The following is an 18221-nucleotide window of genomic DNA, read 5'->3' on the forward strand; positions in this document are numbered from 1 at the left end:
CTATTCTTCGGGCGCTTCTTTAGGTTTACGGGCTTTAATGTTTATTTTTCTTCCAACTTTTTTAGGAGCATCATAACTCTCTCTTTTGCTTCCGTCATGACGATGGTTTCTGTCACCACTTTTACCTGAAAAGATTGATTTACCATTCTCGTCTTTACCTAAAAATTTATTAGGCTGTTTATCTTTCTTTTCCCATTTTTTCGCTTTATCGCCTGAATCACCATCTCTTTTTGGTTTATCGAACTTGGGTTTATCAAATGGCTTCTTGTCATATTTGGGCTTGTCAAACGACTTTTTGTCAAATGGTTTTTTATCATATTTAGGTTTATCTTCAGGGTCTGTTTTAAAAGCGTACTCTCTTTTTGGTCTCTCAACAGGTTTTTGTGCTACAACCATTTTTGTACTCTCTTCGTAAGCAAAACCCTCTACTAGGTCCTGCTTAATCACTCTACCGAGAAGTGTTTCAATTGGGTATAGTTGCTTTTGCTCGCTGGAGTCAAGAAGTATCAGTGCCGCATCTGTCGCGCGAGCTAATCTTGACATGTAAACAATTGCCGCAATTGGCAGATCATAGCTGATTAAAAGCTCACATGTAACATCTTTGGAACCTAAAAGCTCTTTGTCATCCATAATAGTAACATTTTCACAATTTACAGATTCCTTAAGAAGTTCAGGAGAGTTTGCGGTTACCACAAGAATTTTTGACTTTGTATTATTAGCTATAAGTAAATTAAGCAGAGATAGTTTTTTATCATTAGGACAAGGGTGAATGCGGTGTTTGTTGTGTTTTACAGTGATTGAGTTGGCTGACATAAGAGGTCCTAGTGAGGTTTTTATAAATATTGCAAAGATTATATCTCATATTACCATAAATTATGCTATTATGAACCAATATTAAGACTAGGAATTTTATGTCGTTTACAACACTCGGTTTATCAGCACCATTATTAAAAGCTATTAAGGAGCAAGGTTACACAGAACCTACTCCGATTCAAAAGCAGGCTATCCCTGTTATATTAGAGAGAAGAGATATACTCGCAGGTGCTCAGACTGGTACCGGCAAAACTGCAGGTTTTACACTGCCACTACTAGAGCTATTAAGCAGAGCTAAACCTACAAAAGCAAAACATACTGTTAGGGCACTTATACTAACACCAACCAGAGAGTTAGCTGCCCAAGTTGGAGAGAGTGTTGAACTTTACGGAAAACATCTTCCATTTAAATCAACTGTAATATTTGGCGGGGTAAAAATAAATCCTCAAATTACACAACTTCGCAAAGGTGTAGATATTATCATCGCAACACCTGGGCGATTGCTAGATCACATGTCGCAAAAAACTGTAGATTTAAGACATATAGAATTTCTTATACTTGATGAAGCAGACAGAATGTTGGATATGGGTTTTATAAATGATATTAGAAAAATATTAGAAGTGCTACCTAAACAAAAGCAGACACTTCTTTTTTCAGCAACTTACTCAGATGAGATTAAAAAACTATCAGACCGCTTGTTAAACTCTCCGGCTCTTATAGAAGTTGCCCGTCGCAATACTGCTTCTGAGACTGTTCAGCAGGCAGTTTACCATGTTGACCAAGTTCGCAAGAGAGAGTTATTGACACACTTGATTAATGAGGGAAAATGGAAGCAGGTTCTTGTCTTTACTAGAACAAAACATGGAGCGAACCGTCTTACAGGGCAACTTGAAAAAGATGGTATTACCGCTGTAGCAATTCATGGAAATAAGAGCCAAAATGCAAGAACAAAAGCACTAGCTGATTTTAAAAAAGGTGAAGTGAGAGTTTTGGTCGCAACAGATATTGCTGCTCGCGGAATAGACATTGACCAGCTTCCACATGTAGTGAATTATGAACTTCCAAATGTCAGTGAAGATTATGTTCACCGTATTGGAAGAACAGGACGTGCAGGCAATGAAGGTGAAGCAATCTCGTTGGTTTGTGTAGATGAACATGAGTTCTTAGAAAATATAGAGAAGCTGATTAAAAAAGATATCCCTAAGGTATGGCTAAAAGGTTTCAAACCTGATCCATCAATTAAGGCAGAACCTATAAATCAAGGTGGTGGTAGAGGTGCTAGGGGTTCAAATTCAAGACAAAGACCTCAAAATAAGCCAAGTCAGCGTTCACCAAGAGGCTCTTCTGGGGCTAGAGGCAATAAATAGTATATTATTCTATAATTTAAATTATCAATTTAGTAAGGAAAAAGATGAAAGCAATCGCACTGTTCAGTGGTGGGTTAGACTCAACTTTAGCTATAAAGCTTATTATAGACCAAGGCATTGAGGTTTTGGCTGTAAATATCAATACAGGCTTTGGAAGTACAAAAGACAGGCTTGAACATATGCAAAGTATGTGTGAACAAGTTGGTGCAGAGTTGAAAATTATAGATATTCAGAGTGAATATCTCCAAGATGTTTTGTTTGATCCAAAACATGGTTACGGTAAAAACTTTAATCCATGCATAGATTGTCATGCCAAGATGTTTACAGTTGCAAAACGGATTATGGAAGCTGAAGGTGCTTCATTTCTTATAAGTGGTGAAGTTATGGGTCAGCGCCCAATGAGCCAAAACAAAGATGCACTCCAAATAGTTCTAAATGAGAGTAACTGCGACGGATTGCTTCTGCGCCCTTTGTCTGCAAAAATGTTAGCTCCAACTATTGCTGAGACAAATGGCTGGGTAGATAGAGAAAAACTAGAAGGTATAACTGGCAGAAGTCGTGACAGACAGATGGAGATGGTAAAAGAGATAGGACTTGACAACTTTGAGAGCCCAGGCGGAGGATGTCTTTTAACTGACGAGAATTTTGCTAAAAAAATGTTTGACTTTATTAAGTATGATAAGTTTGAAGTACGTGATATTCCACTTATGAAATACGGTCGCCATTTTCGTCTAAGTGACGGCGCAAAACTAGTAGTTGGAAGAAACAAAGATGAGAATGGTTACTTGCAGGATATAGACAATGCTAAGTACTACCATGTGAAAACAATTGGAATTCCCGGTCCTCATGCCATGCTTAGCAAAAACGCAAGTGAGGCTGACAAAGAGTTGGCGACAAAAATAATTTTAACTTACTGTAAAACGAAAGAGGATAGTAATTATACTATCTCTTATGACGATGCAGAGGTTCAGGGTTCGCCATTTATTTCAAGGGACGAAATAAAACCTTATTCAATAATGTAAAACTTTACACTTAAGTATTTTTTTCGATATACTTTGTGCAACTTAAAACAAGAGGTGTAATATGGCTGGTGTTCATTTTGGATTTGACAATTTTAAACAACTTCTAGAGTTAAATATAGGTATATCCGAGAGACTTGACGAGAGTCGTTCAGAGAGTTTCACACTTTTGTATTGTGACTTCTCTACCGTCTCTAAAGAAGTAATAAAAAGTTCTCTAGAGAGTGTTCTTAGAACTTCTGACGCTATTGTAAACAACGAGTCGGACTACTTTTTTGTTCTTCCGTATACAGACAAGTATGGAGCAGAAATTGTGAAAAATATGTTTATAGAATTTTTTGCTAGAGACTTAGACTCAAGTAAAGTAAGCTATCCAAAGGATGGAGAGACACCACAGCAACTTCTTGAAGAGTTAAGGGATATGGTTAGTGTAACATATAAAAATGAGTTGAGATGTCTTGACAAGTTTATTCAATACCGCTAAAAGTGTACTCTCTGTTATTTTTGTAAAACAACACAGCATCTGATATTTTCTGCTCTTTATACATTCTCTTGTCACACACACATCTACATCTGATTTGTGTGTTTTTAGATGCCACAATCTTCTTATTACTTTTATTTATTTTATGCGTTGAGCTTTTAAAACTATCACTATTTGACGACTCAAACGGGCTAAGTCCAAACAGCAGTAACGGAAATAATAAAATCAATATCTTAATCATGCGGACAATATCGGTAATTTTTAAATATTTTTAACATTGGAATAATTTATGCTTTATTATTTAAAACCATCTAAAGCTTTTGAGTAAAAACTTTCTTGCCATTAGGCAAAGCTTTAGTGATTGAGTATAGTTTGGAGTTATTCAAACTATACAAGATTAACAATAGGAGCAAAAAATGATTTCATTAGATATAAAAAGTGAAGCTAAAACTGCGTCTTCACCTCTAAATTTGTCAACTCCAAAGGATGAGCCAAAACTATCATTCTCAGAACTTTTAAAAGGTCAGAGTGAGAAAAAAGATGGTAAGCTTATTCAAAACGGCGCTTTGATACTATCGCTTGGTGAACAGGTAAAAGAGAGCAGTGGCTCAAAAACTGTATCAAAAGCAGATATGCTTATATCTCTTTTGAAAAATGAAGATAGTTTAGATGAGAATATAGAAGAGTTAATGGAGCTTAATCCAAAATTAGTATCTTCTTTAAGTGCAAAAGAGATAAAAACCTTAGTCTTTGAGGCAAAAGATTACTTAAAAACGAAGATAGAGGGTAGTGATGATTATAAAAAATCACTTATTAAAGAGCTCCCACATACCCTTAAAGGTTTAACTGAAGTTGCTAAAAAACTCGGTATTGATATTAGTAAAATAACACTAGAAGACGTTAAAGTTCAATCTGATTCAAAAGTTCAATCTGATTCAAAAGTTAAAACTCCAGAGATAAGAGTTGATACTTCTCATGTAAAAGATACATCACAAGATAATAAGGCAAAAGTTCAACCTCTGCATGTAAAAGATATACCACAAGATAAAGAGGTAAAAGTTCAACCTCTGCATGTAAAAGATACATCACAAGATAATAAGGCAAAAGTTCAACCTCTGCATGTAAAAGATATACCACAAGATAAAGAGGTAAAAGTTCAACCTCTGCATGTAAAAGATGCATCACAAGATAAAGAGGTAAAAGTTCAACCTCTACATGTAAAAGATATATCACAAGATAAAGAGATGAAAGCAATCACTCCGGATGCCAAAAAAACATCAAAAAATGCAGATACCACAGTGAGTGAATTTCCAAAAGACCAGCAATACAAAGAGCAAGCAACTGATGAAAAGATATCACAAATTTCAAAAGAAGTAAGAACTACACCACTTTTTAAGGCTCAGGCGGTTGTTGAACATACGACCACTGAACAGATTGTTCAGGCCAAAGCGAGCAGTTCAATAAGCACAGAGCAAAAAACACCAAAAGATAGAGCAGACGAAACATTAAAACTTCTTTTGCGGGGTGAGAAACCGGCTATAAGTAACTCAATAATGACGGCAGATTTTTCCGTTGCAACGGCTAAAGTGATTGCACCGAGTGCAGCTTCAGATGCCGCAAAATCATTAGAAAAACTTTTACACGGTGAATCTTCATCATCTGAGCAAACAACATCAACTTCAAAAATAGATGGGTTGACGACGCACAAAGTGGACAGTTTTGAAGTTAAGCTAAATGAAGCCAAGCAGATGATTAAATATCTTTCAACGGATGTGAAAACAGCGATAGAAGATTATAAGTCTCCATTTACCAGAGTAAAAGTTCAGCTCAATCCGCAAAGATTGGGTGAAATTGATTTGACTATAGTTCAAAGAGGTAAAAACCTACATGTAAATATCAGCTCGAACAACACTGCCGTAAATACTTTGGCGATGAATGCTAATGAGCTGAGAGTACAGCTAAGCAATAATGGAATAAATAATGCTACATTGAACTTTAGTAACAACTCACAAAATGGTGACTCTAATGCCGGTGGACAACATCAGCAAAAACAAAATGGGCAACAAGCTCATAAAGAGTATAACTATTTTGATAACGAAGAGGCGAATGAAGAGATTTTAAGCTCTTTAGAAATTATTGTGCCTCATTATGGTTAAGTAGCTAGGCTATTTTAAGAATCTGCCTTTTATAAAAGGCAAGCTTCAGTCGCCACAGCGGTGAGAGCAAAATAAAAGGGGCTTGTTCCTTTTGTGAACTAACAATAATGGTTATTCCCTTTATATGAGGGAACCCTAATAAAGGATATATTATGGCTATCAATTCAATAGGACAAAATGCAGCGTTATATAGTGAGCCAACAGTCTCAACAGCAGCTAAAGATAAAACTGCTTTGGGTAAAGATGATTTTATGACTCTTCTTTTGGTTGAACTGCAACATCAAGATCCAACCGAACCTATGGACAGTGAGAAAATTTTAACTCAGACTTCTCAGCTTGCAGGTTTGGAATCATCAGAAAATACAAATAAAGCTTTAGCAGAATTAGCTGCAACGCTTGGCGGAACACAACAGTTTTCAACAATTGCTGCAATAGGCAAAACAGCAGACTTGGGAAGTAACGCTATTACTTATGATGAGGGTTCTAGCAGTACATTTGAAGTATACTTTCCATCAGACATTCAGCAAGGCTCTATTCAAGTAGTTGACAGCTCTGGGAGTTTGATTAAAACTTTAGATGTTGGAACAAACAAATCCGGTGTATATCAGTTTGATTGGGATGGAAAAGATAATAATGGAAATGAAGCAGATAGTGGAATTTATTATGTCAATGCAAACTACACCGACCCTGCCGGAAATAATTTAGAGACGAGACTTGGCGCTTACCCGATAGAATCAGTTAGATTTGACGGTGGACAAACACTAGTAAAAGTTGGTTCAAATTATGTTCCATTAGAGAATATTAAAGAAGTATATTAAAAAGGCACAAGTGTCTTAATAAATTAAGGAGCATGTCATGATGACTCAAGCTTTTTATACAGGACTTAGCGGACTGAGATCACAACAACAGGCTATTGATGTTGTTTCAAATAATTTGGCAAATACAAGTACAGTTGGATTTCGTGGATACTCTTCTGAGTTTTCATCTATGTTTGAAGAGATGCTTGTCACTAATGCAGCAGCCTCTAGCGTAAACAGTAGTGTAGGTGTAGGTACAAAACTAAATACCATTGCAATGGATGAGTCAAGAGGAGTATTTCAGTTAACTGAAAGAAGTACAGACTTGGCTATATTAGGAGATGGGTGGTTTGGTATTCAAGGTGAGTCTGATCCGCTTTATACAAGAGACGGTAGTTTCACTTTTGATGAGAGTAGAGATTTAGTTACACATGATGGCTATTATGTTCTAGGTACTATGGGTTCAAATATTGAAAATGGTGTACTGACAGAGCAATTAGCTAGTATCCCGCTTGGAGAAGTTGCTACTCAGCAAAAACTTCGTTTTCCAACGACTTTATCTTACCCATCAACTCCAACAACTGAAGCAACTTTTGGTGGAAATTTGAGTTTACTTGAAGATGAAACAGCACTTACTATTAGTGCTGGAGTTATAAATTCACAAGATGTAAAAAATAATTTAAGACTTGAGTTTACAAAAGTAGACCCGCAAGTTGCACCTGGAAGCCAGTGGAATGTAAAAGCAACAACTGAAACTTTAGATGGTGAAACTATATATGATACACAAAATGGTGTTGTCAATTTTAACGAGAGAGGTGCCTTAATCTCAAGTACTCTAACAAGTATAGATAACCAAGGTACAACAGTTAGTATTGACTTGGGGATAGATTATGATGGAATCATATCATCTGGTGGAACTTTTTCATCTTCAAGTTCTTCAAATGGTACTCCAGCCGGTGACCTTATTGGTTATGATATAAATAAAAATGGAGAAGTGCTAGCTACTTTTACAAATGGTGCACAGAGTAACGTTGGTACAATAGCAGTATATCACTTTGCAAATGACAGAGGACTAGAGAGAGTAAACGGAGCTAGGTTTAGTGAGAGTTCAAACAGCGGGGCGGCAAAGTTTTTTCAAGATGCATTCGGCAATAATATTATAGGTACTGATATAACAAACTTTAAACTAGAAGGCTCAAACGTAAGAATGGAAGTTGGATTGACAGACCTTATAATTATGCAAAGGTCGTATGATGCAAATTCTAAGTCTATAACAACAGCTGATGAAATGCTTAAAAAAGCGCTAGATATGGGTGCATAGGGTTAAGCATCCATCCTGCATTATTTATAAACTGCTAACAAAATCAATACTTCTTACTCTCAATAATCTTTTTAATATATTGGAACACTAAATGCTCTATATCTATTACAGAAAAAAATATTTAGCTCTTAGAGGAACTTCTTCCTTTAGAGAATTAAATATAATAAAGGATTTAATATGTTGAAATCATTATATGCCGGTGTATCCGGGCTGCAATCGCATCAAATTGCGATGGATGTTGAATCAAACAATATTGCAAATGTTAACACTACAGGTTTTAAATACTCTCGTGCTAACTTCTCTGACCTTTTAGCTCAAACAAAATCAATTGCAACAGCTCCACAAGGTGAACTTGGTGGTAAAAATGCTGTTCAAGTAGGACTTGGTTCAACTGTAAGCTCTATGACGACTATCCACTCTCAGGGTTCGATTCAAAACTCTGATAAAAATACAGATGTAGCTATTCAAGGAGATGGATTTTTTATAGTCTCTCCAGATAATGGTAAAAGTTATAAGTATACTCGTGCCGGAGACTTTAAGTTTGATGCTAGCGGAAACTTTGTAGATAATAATGGTTTTATTGTTCAGGGTTGGGTAAGAGATAGTGTCACAGGTAAAGTTGACGCAACTGCTCCAATTGAGAGTATACGAATTCCGCCTGGACTTACAACACCTGCAAGCCCTACAACTGAGGTATCATTAAAAGCAAACCTTAATGCAGGTATATTTGTAGAAAGTTACTCACCTGCTTACGAAGTTAAATCTGGTATACCACCAGCAGCACCTACTCCACCAGCACTTGATGCAGATGGAAGAGCTATAGAGTCTGGAGACTTAGGCGTAATGTTTAATGATACAGGAGAGGGGTTTGCTCTTCAACCAAATCAAGGTATTTGGGCATCATTTGAGGCCGCTACACTAACAGCCCCTACAGTAGTTCTAGGCAGTAGTTTAGTGAGTACGTTTAGTAGAGCAATCGCTATTGGTGATACTATTAGCGCAACGGTTAATGGCACTCTTTATTCTAATACAACATATGCTGCTTTTGCAGCTGATGTTCTTGCAGGAGAAGGTGATATCTCTGTTGGTATTGCAGGTGATACTCTTACATTTGATAGTGCTACTGATGTTTCTTTTACTGTAGTAGGTTTAGCAAATGACAATGGTAGTGCAACTGGAGCTGTCACTGTTTCATCAAATAATAGTGCAAGCGAGATGGATGTTACATTTACATTGGACAATGGCGTAGATACGGTTAATGTAACAACCAGCGGCTCTACAGGAACAGAGAGTGCTGCTCAAAATGGTTCTAGATTTGTAACTGCTATTAACTCAAAAACAGCACTTACAGGAATTTCAGCTACTTACGACAGTGTTAATAATAAGATAAACTTGGTTAATACGAATGATAATGCTGCCGCATCACATAATATTAAAATAAGTGCAGTGGGTACTGCAAACTCAGGTTTCGTGGCTACTGCCCAAGATACTGCAAACCATACGGCTTATAGATATCAGTATAATCCAACTGGTGCCAATGGTGGTGCCGGCGGTAACGGTTTTGATAAAACATTCAAAACAATTGCTGATTTACGTAATCAGCTAGAGATTCAAGGGCAAGATAATAATGGGGATACTGCCCTTAGTGCTTTAACTGTAAAAGTAAACTCTCAAGGTAAGCTAGAGATAGAAAATCCAGCTGGTGGTGCAGATCCTTATGATGTAGCTCTTGCAATTACTGGAATAACAACAGCTAATACGTCAAGTGCACCATCTGAAAATACACGCTTTACAAGAAACCTTGAGGCACTTAATTCTTCTTTATCTTCAGGAAGTACTGGTAAAGCATTTTCTCAGTCTTTTAATGCGGCAACACACTCTAGTTCGATAGATATTTTTGACTCACTTGGTTCTAAGCACACTATTAGAATGGAGTTTAGAAAAACAGATGTGGATTTAGCGACAGGTAGTACATGGAATATGAGAATATCAGTTCCAGCACCAGCAACAATTGACAACACAGTTCCATATGATCAAAAAGATGGTTCAATCCGTTTTAATAGTGATGGATCATTAGCAACTTATAATCCGCCAAATGTTTCTTTTACTGGTAACAATGGTTCTGCTGCAGATCAGCAAGTAAGTTTTAGTTTTGGTACATCAAACCTTTTTGACGGTATGACTAGTTTTGACTCAAGAAGTTCTACATCTGGTATATCACAAGATGGTTTTACTGGTGGGGATTTAGTTGGTATTAGAATTGATCAGAGTGGTACTATGGTTGGTTCATTCTCAAATGGTCGTTCATTTGGTCTTGCTCAAGTTGGTATGGCTAAATTTACAAATAATGAAGGTTTAGCAACTGAAGGTGGTAGTGTATACGTACAAACTGCCAACTCAGGCGATCCAATTATTGGTTCAGCTGCAACATCTGGTCGTGGATTTATTCAAAGTTCAGCACTTGAAGCATCAAATGTTGACTTGTCACGTTCATTGACACAGCTTATTATTATTCAAAGGGGTTATCAGGCAAATGGTAAAACAATTACCACTTCAGATCAGCTTTTAGAAACACTTATTGGACTTAAACGATAATTCATTACCACGCTAGAGCGTGGTAACTCAAAATAACTTCTTCTTTTGTAAACCTCATTTTATTCACATTTTGATATAATCCTTTTCATAAAAATCATGCCTTTTTAAAGGCTAGCTTTTAGGAATGCTAACATATGGCATTCTCCACGCTGAGTCGCCTCAGTGGCGCAAACGAGTAAAAGGGACTTTGTTCCTTTTGCGGACTAATAGATGAAGGTTTTCCTTCATTTTGTGAAATAAAATTAAGGAATTTCTATGCAATTTTCTGCTCCGTTAAAATCAAATTCTAAAAAAGTTATGTTACTTGGTTCAGGTGAACTTGGTAAAGAAGTAGCTATTGAGGCTCAAAGACTTGGTCTTGAAGTTGTTGCAGTTGATAGATATCAAAATGCACCTGCTCATCATGTGGCTCACCGCTCATATGTTGTTAATATGCAAGATAAAGATGCTCTTTTAGAGATAATATATCGCGAAAAACCTGACTATATTTTGCCAGAGATAGAGGCTATATCTATAGATGCTCTTTTTGCAGCAGAAGATAAAGGTTATAACGTTATACCTAATGCTAATGCTGTTAGTAAAACAATGAACAGAAAAAATATTCGTACTTTTGCAGCGGAGGTGCTTGGACTCAAAACAGGTCCTTATGAGTTTGTAACTACGGAAGATGGACTAAGAGAAGCTTCTAAACGTATGGGCTATCCTTGTGTTATTAAGCCTGTTATGAGCTCTTCGGGTCATGGTCAAAGTGTTTGTAAAAGCGAAGAAGATGTTTCAAAATCTTGGGAAATAGCAAAAGAGGCTCGCGGTGATGCTAGTGAGTTAATTGTTGAAGCCTTTGTAGATTTTGATTATGAGATAACAATGCTAACTGCAAGAAATGGGCAAGAGACAGTTTTTTGTGAGCCGATAGGTCATGAGCAAAGAGATGGTGATTATGTTTTTTCATGGCAGCCAATGCAAATGAGTGAAGTTGCAAAGAAAAAATCACAAGAGATGGCTAAAACTATAACAGATGGGCTTGGCGGTCGCGGTTTGTTTGGTGTTGAACTTTTTGTAAAGGGAGATGAGGTTTATTTCTCAGAAGTTTCCCCTCGTCCACATGATACTGGAATGGTAACTCTTATAACTCAGTCTCAAAGTGAATTCGCACTTCACCTTCGCGCAGTTCTTGGTCTTCCTTTAGGGTTTACATTTTACGGTCCAGGTGCATCAGCAGCCTTTAAATCAGAAGTTCACAATAATGCCCCTGTAATCAAAGTGGATGAGAGCCTCTTTAGTGATAACAGTTTTGTTAGAGTTTTCTCCAAGCCTGAGACACATAAGGGGAGACGTTTAGCGGTCGCTCTTGTGTTTGACGAAGTTGAAGCAGCGTTAGAGAAGTCTAGAGAGTTAATAACAAAAATAAAAGACTATTAAATGAAAATAGTTCTACTAGATGCTCTTACTTTTGGTGAGACTGATTTAAGTGGGTTTTATAAGCTTGGAGAAGTTCAAGTTTATAAAACCACATCTGCTGATGAAGTTCAAGATAGGATAACAGATGCAGATGTTATTGTTACAAACAAAGTTGTTATAACTGACGAGTTAATGGCTACATGTACAAATTTAAAGCTTATATGTGTGGCTGCTACTGGCATGAATAATGTTGACTTAGAATCAGCAAAGAGTAGAAATATTGAAGTGAAAAATGTGGCTGGCTACTCAACTGATTCAGTAATTCAACACACTTTCTCAATGCTTTTTTATCTTGTAGGACACTCAAGATATTATGATGAGTATGTCAAAGATGGCAGATACTCAAGAAGTAAAATATTTACGGATGTCTCAAAAGAATTTTTTGAGATTAAAGGTAAAAAGTGGGGAATTATTGGACTTGGCTCAATTGGTCGCGGAGTTGCAAATATTGCAGCGGCATTTGGAGCAGAGGTATGTTATCACTCAACAAGCGGTAAAAACTCTACAAAAGATTTTCTACATGTAGAACTCTCCGAACTTCTCAAAACTTGTGATATTATCTCAATACATGCACCTCTAAACGAGAAAACAAATAATCTTCTAGACTATGAACAGTTGTTAACATGTAAGGATGGAGCTACTCTTTTAAACCTTGGACGCGGCGGTATCATTAATGAAGAGGCAGTTGCAAGGATGGTTGATGAAAAAAATATCTATTTTGGTTTAGATGTTTTAACGGCAGAGCCAATGAGAGAGAACCATCCTCTTTTGTACGTTAAAAACAAAGAAAATATATATGTAACCCCTCATATAGCTTGGGCATCTGTTGAAGCCAGAGAGACTCTTATCGCCAGCGTAGTTGAGAACATCTCATCGCTGAACTAGGATTATTCTTTTCTGCATTTTTTGCAGCTACCATTCTCCCTTTTAGTTCAGAGGTTGTATTTATTACAGCTTTGGCTAACGATATGCCACTTTTAATCGCTCTTGTTTTTGCCTCGACAGGAAATATACTTGCCATAATTGTAAACTATATTTTAGGCTATTTCCTTTATGAAAAAACACATACAAAACTAAACAGTTCCAAAATCGGAGCTAAAGCATTTCTGTACGGACACAAGTATGGCTACTATGCACTACTCTTGTCATGGCTTCCGATTATAGGTGACCCACTAACAGTAGTTGCTGGTTTAGTTAGACTCAAGTTTGTTTGGTTTGTTTTAATAGGCGGCAGCTTGCGAGTGTTGCGGTATTATTTTTTAGCTATAATAATATAAATTAATATTTGGCTATATAACAATGAAGTATGTTTTTATTTTACTATCTCTTTTTTTATCTCTTGGCATATCAGTCCATGCACTAGAAAAAGTATCACTACAACTTCAATGGTTCGATCAGTTTCAATTCGCCGGATACTATATGGCAAAAGAGAAAGGGTTTTATAAAGAGGCTGGGTTAGATGTGCAAATAAACAAAATGACACCATCGATGAATACACTTGATGAGGTTCTAAGTGGTAAGTCTGTTTATGGTGTTGGTAGCTCAAGTCTTATATGGGAACATTCTAACGGAAAAAAAATAAGCCTGATATCTGCTATATTTCAGTCATCACCTTATGTTTTGATAGCTCTTAAATCTTCAAATATAAAGAGCGTAAAAGATTTTGCTGGCAAAACAGTTATGTTGAGAGATCAAGATATAGATACAGCATCTGTTCATGCGATGCTAAACTCTGCATATACAGATGAAAATAGCTTGACTACAAAAGAACATACATATGACATAAACGAGCTAATCGATGGAAAAGTTGATTTATATGCCGGATACACATCAAATGAAACATATACACTAAAAGAGATGGGGATTCCTTTTACAGTTTTTTCCCCAAAAGAGAGGGGATTTGATTTTTATAGTGATATTCTTTTTACAACTCAAAAAGAGGTTTTACAAAACCCACAGAGAGTAAAAAGATTTAGAGATGCATCTTTAAAAGGGTGGGAGTATGCATTTGCAAATATTAGCGAAACCGTTGATATTATCTATAGTAAATACAACCCACAAAACAAAACAAAAGATGCATTGATATTTGAAGCTTTGGAGCTAAAAAAATTGGTTTACGCAAACAATAAAGCTTTTGGTGATATTGACAAACAAAAAGTAGAAAGAATTTTAGATGTTTACAAGGTGCTTGGTTTTACAAATGGCAATGCCGACATAGACGAGTTGTTATTTAGTGATGGAGATGTTTATTTATCGAGAGATGAGCTTACATATTTAAAAGAAAAAAAAGTTATTCGTGTTTGTGTCGCACCATCTTCTTTGCCATATAGTGCTATTGAAAATGGGGAGTTTATAGGGGTCGGTGCAGATATTTTAGAATTATCACATAACATTACAAATATACAATACACGCTAGTTGAAACTAAAACATGGAAAGAGTCTTTGGAGCGTGCTGAAAATAGAGAGTGCGATATGATGCCTATTGTAAGTAAAACACAATCAAGAGAAAAATATCTGGATTTTACTACCCCATATCATAGTGATAAATTGGTTATAGTTTCTAAAAAATCAACAAATTATATTTTAGATTTTGGCTCCATTAGAAATAAAACGTTTTCTATTATGAAGGGTAGTTCAAGTATAGATATACTGCGTGAAAAATACCCATATATAAAACTGAGTGTTGTTGATTTAATTGAGGAAGGGTTACTTGGTGTTGAGAGAGGGGATTACTATGGACATATAGATGTTATGATGCGCTCTGCTTATTATATACAGAAAATGTCTAAAGTAGATTTGAAGATAAACACCCAACTTGAAGATACGGTAGAGATTGGTTTTGCAGTAAGAAATGATGATAAAGTGCTTCTCGATATATACGAAAAGGTCTCCAAAAGTCTAAAAAAATCTGACCTGCAAAAAGTTATAAATAGCTGGGTGCAACTAAACTATACAAACAATATTGAATTTAAATATTTAATAGAGATTATAATTTTTATAATTCTGGCAGTAGTGATATTTTATCATAGACACTATATTTTGAGTAAAAGAAACAAAGAGTTGAAACTCTTACAAGATGAGTTGCTGGAGTTAAATAAAACTCTAGAATCGAAAGTAAAAGATGCTGTTGATGAGATGCAAAAAAAAGATACTTATATGCTCCATAGGTCTCGATTAACTCAGATGGGTGAGATGATTAGTATGATAGCCCACCAGTGGAAACAGCCGCTTGGCTCAATTTCTGCACTTAATATATCAATGCTAATGGCAATTGAACTTGAAAAATATGATTTAAAAGATGAGAAACAAAGAGAAGAATTTCTAGATTTTTTCAATGAAAAACTAAAAAAAATAGACTCTCATGCTCTAAATCTAAGTAATGTTATCGCTGATTTTAGAGATTTTTACAAACCTAGTGCAAACGTAAGATTGATGCATATGAATGAAGCGGTAATAAAAGCGTATGAATTTTTAATAGAGAGTTTAGACTCCAGTGGAATAGCCGTTAGAATGGATTTAAATTCAAAAAAAGAGGCAGAGTTGCACGAAAATGAGTTTATACAGGTTGTTTTAAATATTTTAGGTAATGCGAAAGAGCAGCTGATACTAAAAAAAATAAATAATCCGGAAATTTTTGTAAAAACTTATGATGATAAAACAAAAGTTGTTTTGGAGATTAGTGACAATGCGGGAGGAATTAGCGAGGATATAATTGATAGCATATTTGAGCCGTATTTTTCTACAAAAATGGATGCAAATGGTACAGGACTTGGTCTTTACATGTCTAAAAGTATAATAAAAGAACATCATAATGGAAAAATATATGCTAAAAATAGCGAAGTCGGTGCAGTCTTTGTTATTGAAATAAAAGCTAAAAAGAGAATTGCAACAGAGGATGAAGTATGAGAAGTGATGTAGTTATAATCGGTGCAGGCGGTGCAGGTTTAGTCTCAGCGATTCATGCTCATGAGAGTGGAGCCAAAGTTATAGTCTTAACAAAAGAGTATCCTACCAGAAGTCAGACATGCATGGCACAGGGCGGCATAAATGCAGCTTTGTCGAACGTAGGCGAAGATAGTGTTGAAGCACACATTCAAAATACACTGAAATCGGCTCATTCTATTGCAGACGAGAGTGCCGTAAAGTTTTTATGCGAAGAGGCAATAGGTGCCGTAGAGTGGTTAGACAGCATCGGTGTACCGTTTAGCAGAACAAAAGATGGCAAGATAGCACAAAGGACTCTAGGAGGGGCATCTGCACCGCGTGCATGTTATGCGCAAGACTATACAGGATTAAAAATCCTTCATACACTTTATGACAGATGTCTTTCTCTAGGTATTGAGATTTTAGATGAGAGATATCTTTTAGAGTTCATAACAAACAAAAGTGAAAACAAACTATCAGTTTGCGGCGTTAGTGTTTTAAATAAACGAAGCGGTGAAGTTGAGATATATGAGAGTTCAAGTGTAATAGTGGCAACCGGCGGATATAGCAGAATTTTTCATAAGCATACAACAAACTCATCAAGCTCAACAGGAGACGGAATAGCCTCAGCACTACGAGCGGGAGCTAGACTTAGCGATATGGAGTTTATACAGTTTCATCCGACAGCCCTTAAAAACTCATCCATACTTATATCCGAGAGTGCCAGAGGTGCAGGTGGTTATCTTTTGAACTCAAAACTAGAGAGATTTACAAATGAGTTGGCTCCACGCGATGAGGTAGCACGTGCAATTTATGATGAGATGCAAAAGGGTGAGGATGTTTTTTTGGATATTCGTCATCTTGGAGAAAAGTTTATAGATGAGGAGCTTCCTCAAGAGAGAAAACTTGCAAAGCTTTATGAGAACATTGATCCGGTAAGTGATTTAGTTCCAATAAAGCCGGTTGCCCACTACACAATGGGCGGAATAGAGGTAGACTCAGAATCAATGACAAACGTGATGGGTCTTTTTGCTGTTGGTGAGTGTGCTAACCATAAGGTTCATGGAGCGAATAGACTAGGTGGAAACTCACTTTTAGAGTTGATAGTCTTTGGAAAACAAGCCGGGAACAATGCGGCTAGTTATGCAAATAATGTGAAAGCATACGAGAATTTATCCTTACATGTAGAAGCTCAAAGCGAAATACTACAGAATATAAGAAACGCTACATGTAGAGTTAGTTTTTATGAAAAACATAAACTTATTGGAGATATTTTTTATAAAAATGTAGGGATCAAAAGAGATAAAAAAGAGTTGATTTTTGCCTTGGATGAAGTATATAAAATTAAAGATGAATTGCCGTTGATGGGAGTTGACGATAAATCAAAAATATACAACAGTAATTTAATAGAATTTTTGGAGTTCAAAAATATGCTTCAACTTTGTGAGATGGTGCTGATATGTGCAATTGCAAGAGACGAGAGCCGCGGTGCCCATTTCAGAGTAGATGCACCAAACGAGAATGATGTAATGTTTAAAGCTCACAGTATAGTAGATGATAACACAAGGGTTAGTTATGAAAATTAATATTCAAAGAGAGAAGCTTACTGAGTATGAGTTTGATTTAGAAGATGCAACTTTGCTTGAGGCTTTGAATGAGATTAAAACCAAACAAGACCCGTCGTTAGTATATGCCAGCGGCTGCAGAAGCAGTGTATGCGGAAGTTGCGCTATGAGAGTAAATGGAAAAGAAATCTTGGCATGTGCGTATAAAGTTCAAGATGGCGATTTAGTAGAGCCTCTTAACAATGTTCCTGTTATACGTGACCTAGTAGTAAATATGAACAAGGCATATAAGTTTAATTTTAAGGCGAAAGCTTGGCAGAGCTCACCTGCTAAAAAAATATCTATAACTCAAGAGGAGGAGAAGATAAATGAAGTACAGAGTGATTGTATTTTATGTGGTTCATGTTATAGCGCTTGTCCTGTTTATGCCGTAAACAGTGAGTTTTTAGGACCATTTTCTCTAACAAGAGTTTGGAGATATGTTAGCGACAAAAGAGAAGAAAACACTAAAGATAAAATAGACACTATTCAAACTAACGGTGTTTGGGACTGCACTTTGTGCAACGAGTGTACAATTGTCTGTCCGCAGGATATTTCAAGTAAGGCAGATATAGAGAAGCTTAGAGCAAAGAGTGCAATGGCGGGCTATATGGATCCAAGTTTTGGAAGTTTTGGCGGTTCGTTTGATGGAAGTCCAACTTTTTAGAAATACTAACAAACTTCAA

15 protein-coding genes are annotated in these 18221 nt (G+C 36.3%); 13 read left to right on the plus strand and 2 right to left on the minus strand.

The genetic code is table 11. The features are described 5' to 3' along the window. Positions 1-813, minus strand: coding sequence for a hypothetical protein (locus HUE88_RS00135; protein WP_194369912.1), 813 nt, complete (start codon positions 811-813; stop codon positions 1-3). Positions 814-911: 98 nt separating this feature from the next. On the opposite strand from HUE88_RS00135, the gene HUE88_RS00140 reads away from it, so the two are divergent. From HUE88_RS00140 to HUE88_RS00150, 3 genes are all read left to right on the plus strand, one after another. Further along, positions 912-2180 (plus strand): DEAD/DEAH box helicase, encoded by a 1269-nt coding sequence (locus HUE88_RS00140; protein ID WP_194369914.1) that lies wholly within the window; start codon positions 912-914, stop codon positions 2178-2180. Positions 2181-2224: 44 nt separating this feature from the next. Further along, positions 2225-3202, plus strand: coding sequence for an argininosuccinate synthase domain-containing protein (locus tag HUE88_RS00145; protein WP_194369916.1), 978 nt, complete (start codon positions 2225-2227; stop codon positions 3200-3202). A 61-nt stretch (positions 3203-3263) separates the two neighbouring features. Continuing rightward, positions 3264-3683, plus strand: coding sequence for a hypothetical protein (locus tag HUE88_RS00150; RefSeq protein ID WP_194369919.1), 420 nt, complete (start codon positions 3264-3266; stop codon positions 3681-3683). On the opposite strand, the gene HUE88_RS00155 is transcribed toward HUE88_RS00150, so the two are convergent. Next, the gene (locus HUE88_RS00155) at positions 3667-3921 is read right to left on the minus strand and encodes a hypothetical protein (RefSeq protein ID WP_194369921.1); all 255 of its coding nucleotides are present in this window, start codon (positions 3919-3921) and stop codon (positions 3667-3669) included. The two genes, HUE88_RS00150 and HUE88_RS00155, sit on opposite strands and share 17 nt — an antisense overlap. A gap of 175 nt (positions 3922-4096) precedes the next feature. On the opposite strand from HUE88_RS00155, the gene fliK reads away from it, so the two are divergent. From fliK to HUE88_RS00205, 10 genes are all read left to right on the plus strand, one after another. Further along, complete coding sequence (fliK, locus tag HUE88_RS00160) at positions 4097-5836, plus strand: flagellar hook-length control protein FliK (protein WP_194369923.1); 1740 nt, start codon at positions 4097-4099, stop codon at positions 5834-5836. Positions 5837-5988: 152 nt separating this feature from the next. Continuing rightward, complete coding sequence (locus tag HUE88_RS00165; protein WP_194369924.1) at positions 5989-6654, plus strand: FlgD immunoglobulin-like domain containing protein; 666 nt, start codon at positions 5989-5991, stop codon at positions 6652-6654. 37 nt (positions 6655-6691) lie between these two features. After that, positions 6692-7954, plus strand: coding sequence for a flagellar hook-basal body complex protein (locus tag HUE88_RS00170; protein ID WP_194369925.1), 1263 nt, complete (start codon positions 6692-6694; stop codon positions 7952-7954). A gap of 177 nt (positions 7955-8131) precedes the next feature. Then, positions 8132-10549, plus strand: a complete 2418-nt coding sequence (gene flgE, locus HUE88_RS00175; RefSeq protein WP_194369926.1) for a flagellar hook protein FlgE — start codon at positions 8132-8134, stop codon at positions 10547-10549. Between the two features lie 255 nt (positions 10550-10804). Further along, positions 10805-11968 carry a formate-dependent phosphoribosylglycinamide formyltransferase gene (gene purT, locus HUE88_RS00180; protein ID WP_194369927.1) on the plus strand — a complete coding sequence of 388 codons (1164 nt, stop codon included), beginning with the start codon at positions 10805-10807 and terminating at the stop codon, positions 11966-11968. Next, positions 11969-12892, plus strand: coding sequence for a D-2-hydroxyacid dehydrogenase (locus HUE88_RS00185; protein WP_194369928.1), 924 nt, complete (start codon positions 11969-11971; stop codon positions 12890-12892). 83 nt (positions 12893-12975) lie between these two features. Then, positions 12976-13284, plus strand: a complete 309-nt coding sequence (locus tag HUE88_RS00190; RefSeq protein ID WP_194369929.1) for a YqaA family protein — start codon at positions 12976-12978, stop codon at positions 13282-13284. Between the two features lie 22 nt (positions 13285-13306). Then, positions 13307-15913: an ABC transporter substrate-binding protein gene (locus HUE88_RS00195; protein WP_194369931.1), complete on the plus strand. Its 2607-nt coding sequence runs from the start codon at positions 13307-13309 to the stop codon at positions 15911-15913. Further along, entirely contained in the window at positions 15910-17517 is a 1608-nt protein-coding gene (locus HUE88_RS00200; RefSeq protein ID WP_194369933.1) for an FAD-dependent oxidoreductase, read from the plus strand. Before HUE88_RS00195 ends, HUE88_RS00200 begins: the two co-directional genes overlap by 4 nt. Beyond that, positions 17507-18202, plus strand: a complete 696-nt coding sequence (locus HUE88_RS00205; protein WP_194369935.1) for a succinate dehydrogenase/fumarate reductase iron-sulfur subunit — start codon at positions 17507-17509, stop codon at positions 18200-18202. The genes HUE88_RS00200 and HUE88_RS00205 overlap by 11 nt, the downstream gene beginning before the upstream one ends. Positions 18203-18221: the final 19 nt, after the last annotated feature.

This window comes from Candidatus Sulfurimonas baltica (assembly GCF_015265455.1).
GTDB classification, from domain to species: Bacteria; Campylobacterota; Campylobacteria; order Campylobacterales; family Sulfurimonadaceae; genus Sulfurimonas; species Sulfurimonas baltica.

Excerpts from the sequence above, each read along its gene's own strand:
- HUE88_RS00155 (WP_194369921.1), bottom strand. The coding sequence starts at position 3,921 with ATGATTAAGATATTGATTTTATTATTTCCGTTACTGCTGTTTGGACTT.
- HUE88_RS00150 (WP_194369919.1), top strand. The coding sequence starts at position 3,264 with ATGGCTGGTGTTCATTTTGGATTTGACAATTTTAAACAACTTCTAGAG.
- flgE (WP_194369926.1), top strand. The coding sequence starts at position 8,132 with ATGTTGAAATCATTATATGCCGGTGTATCCGGGCTGCAATCGCATCAA.
- HUE88_RS00135 (WP_194369912.1), bottom strand. The coding sequence starts at position 813 with ATGTCAGCCAACTCAATCACTGTAAAACACAACAAACACCGCATTCAC.
- fliK (WP_194369923.1), top strand. The coding sequence starts at position 4,097 with ATGATTTCATTAGATATAAAAAGTGAAGCTAAAACTGCGTCTTCACCT.
- HUE88_RS00145 (WP_194369916.1), top strand. The coding sequence starts at position 2,225 with ATGAAAGCAATCGCACTGTTCAGTGGTGGGTTAGACTCAACTTTAGCT.
- HUE88_RS00200 (WP_194369933.1), top strand. The coding sequence starts at position 15,910 with ATGAGAAGTGATGTAGTTATAATCGGTGCAGGCGGTGCAGGTTTAGTC.
- HUE88_RS00195 (WP_194369931.1), top strand. The coding sequence starts at position 13,307 with ATGAAGTATGTTTTTATTTTACTATCTCTTTTTTTATCTCTTGGCATA.
- HUE88_RS00165 (WP_194369924.1), top strand. The coding sequence starts at position 5,989 with ATGGCTATCAATTCAATAGGACAAAATGCAGCGTTATATAGTGAGCCA.
- HUE88_RS00140 (WP_194369914.1), top strand. The coding sequence starts at position 912 with ATGTCGTTTACAACACTCGGTTTATCAGCACCATTATTAAAAGCTATT.
- HUE88_RS00205 (WP_194369935.1), top strand. The coding sequence starts at position 17,507 with ATGAAAATTAATATTCAAAGAGAGAAGCTTACTGAGTATGAGTTTGAT.
- HUE88_RS00170 (WP_194369925.1), top strand. The coding sequence starts at position 6,692 with ATGATGACTCAAGCTTTTTATACAGGACTTAGCGGACTGAGATCACAA.
- HUE88_RS00185 (WP_194369928.1), top strand. The coding sequence starts at position 11,969 with ATGAAAATAGTTCTACTAGATGCTCTTACTTTTGGTGAGACTGATTTA.
- purT (WP_194369927.1), top strand. The coding sequence starts at position 10,805 with ATGCAATTTTCTGCTCCGTTAAAATCAAATTCTAAAAAAGTTATGTTA.
- HUE88_RS00190 (WP_194369929.1), top strand. The coding sequence starts at position 12,976 with ATGCCACTTTTAATCGCTCTTGTTTTTGCCTCGACAGGAAATATACTT.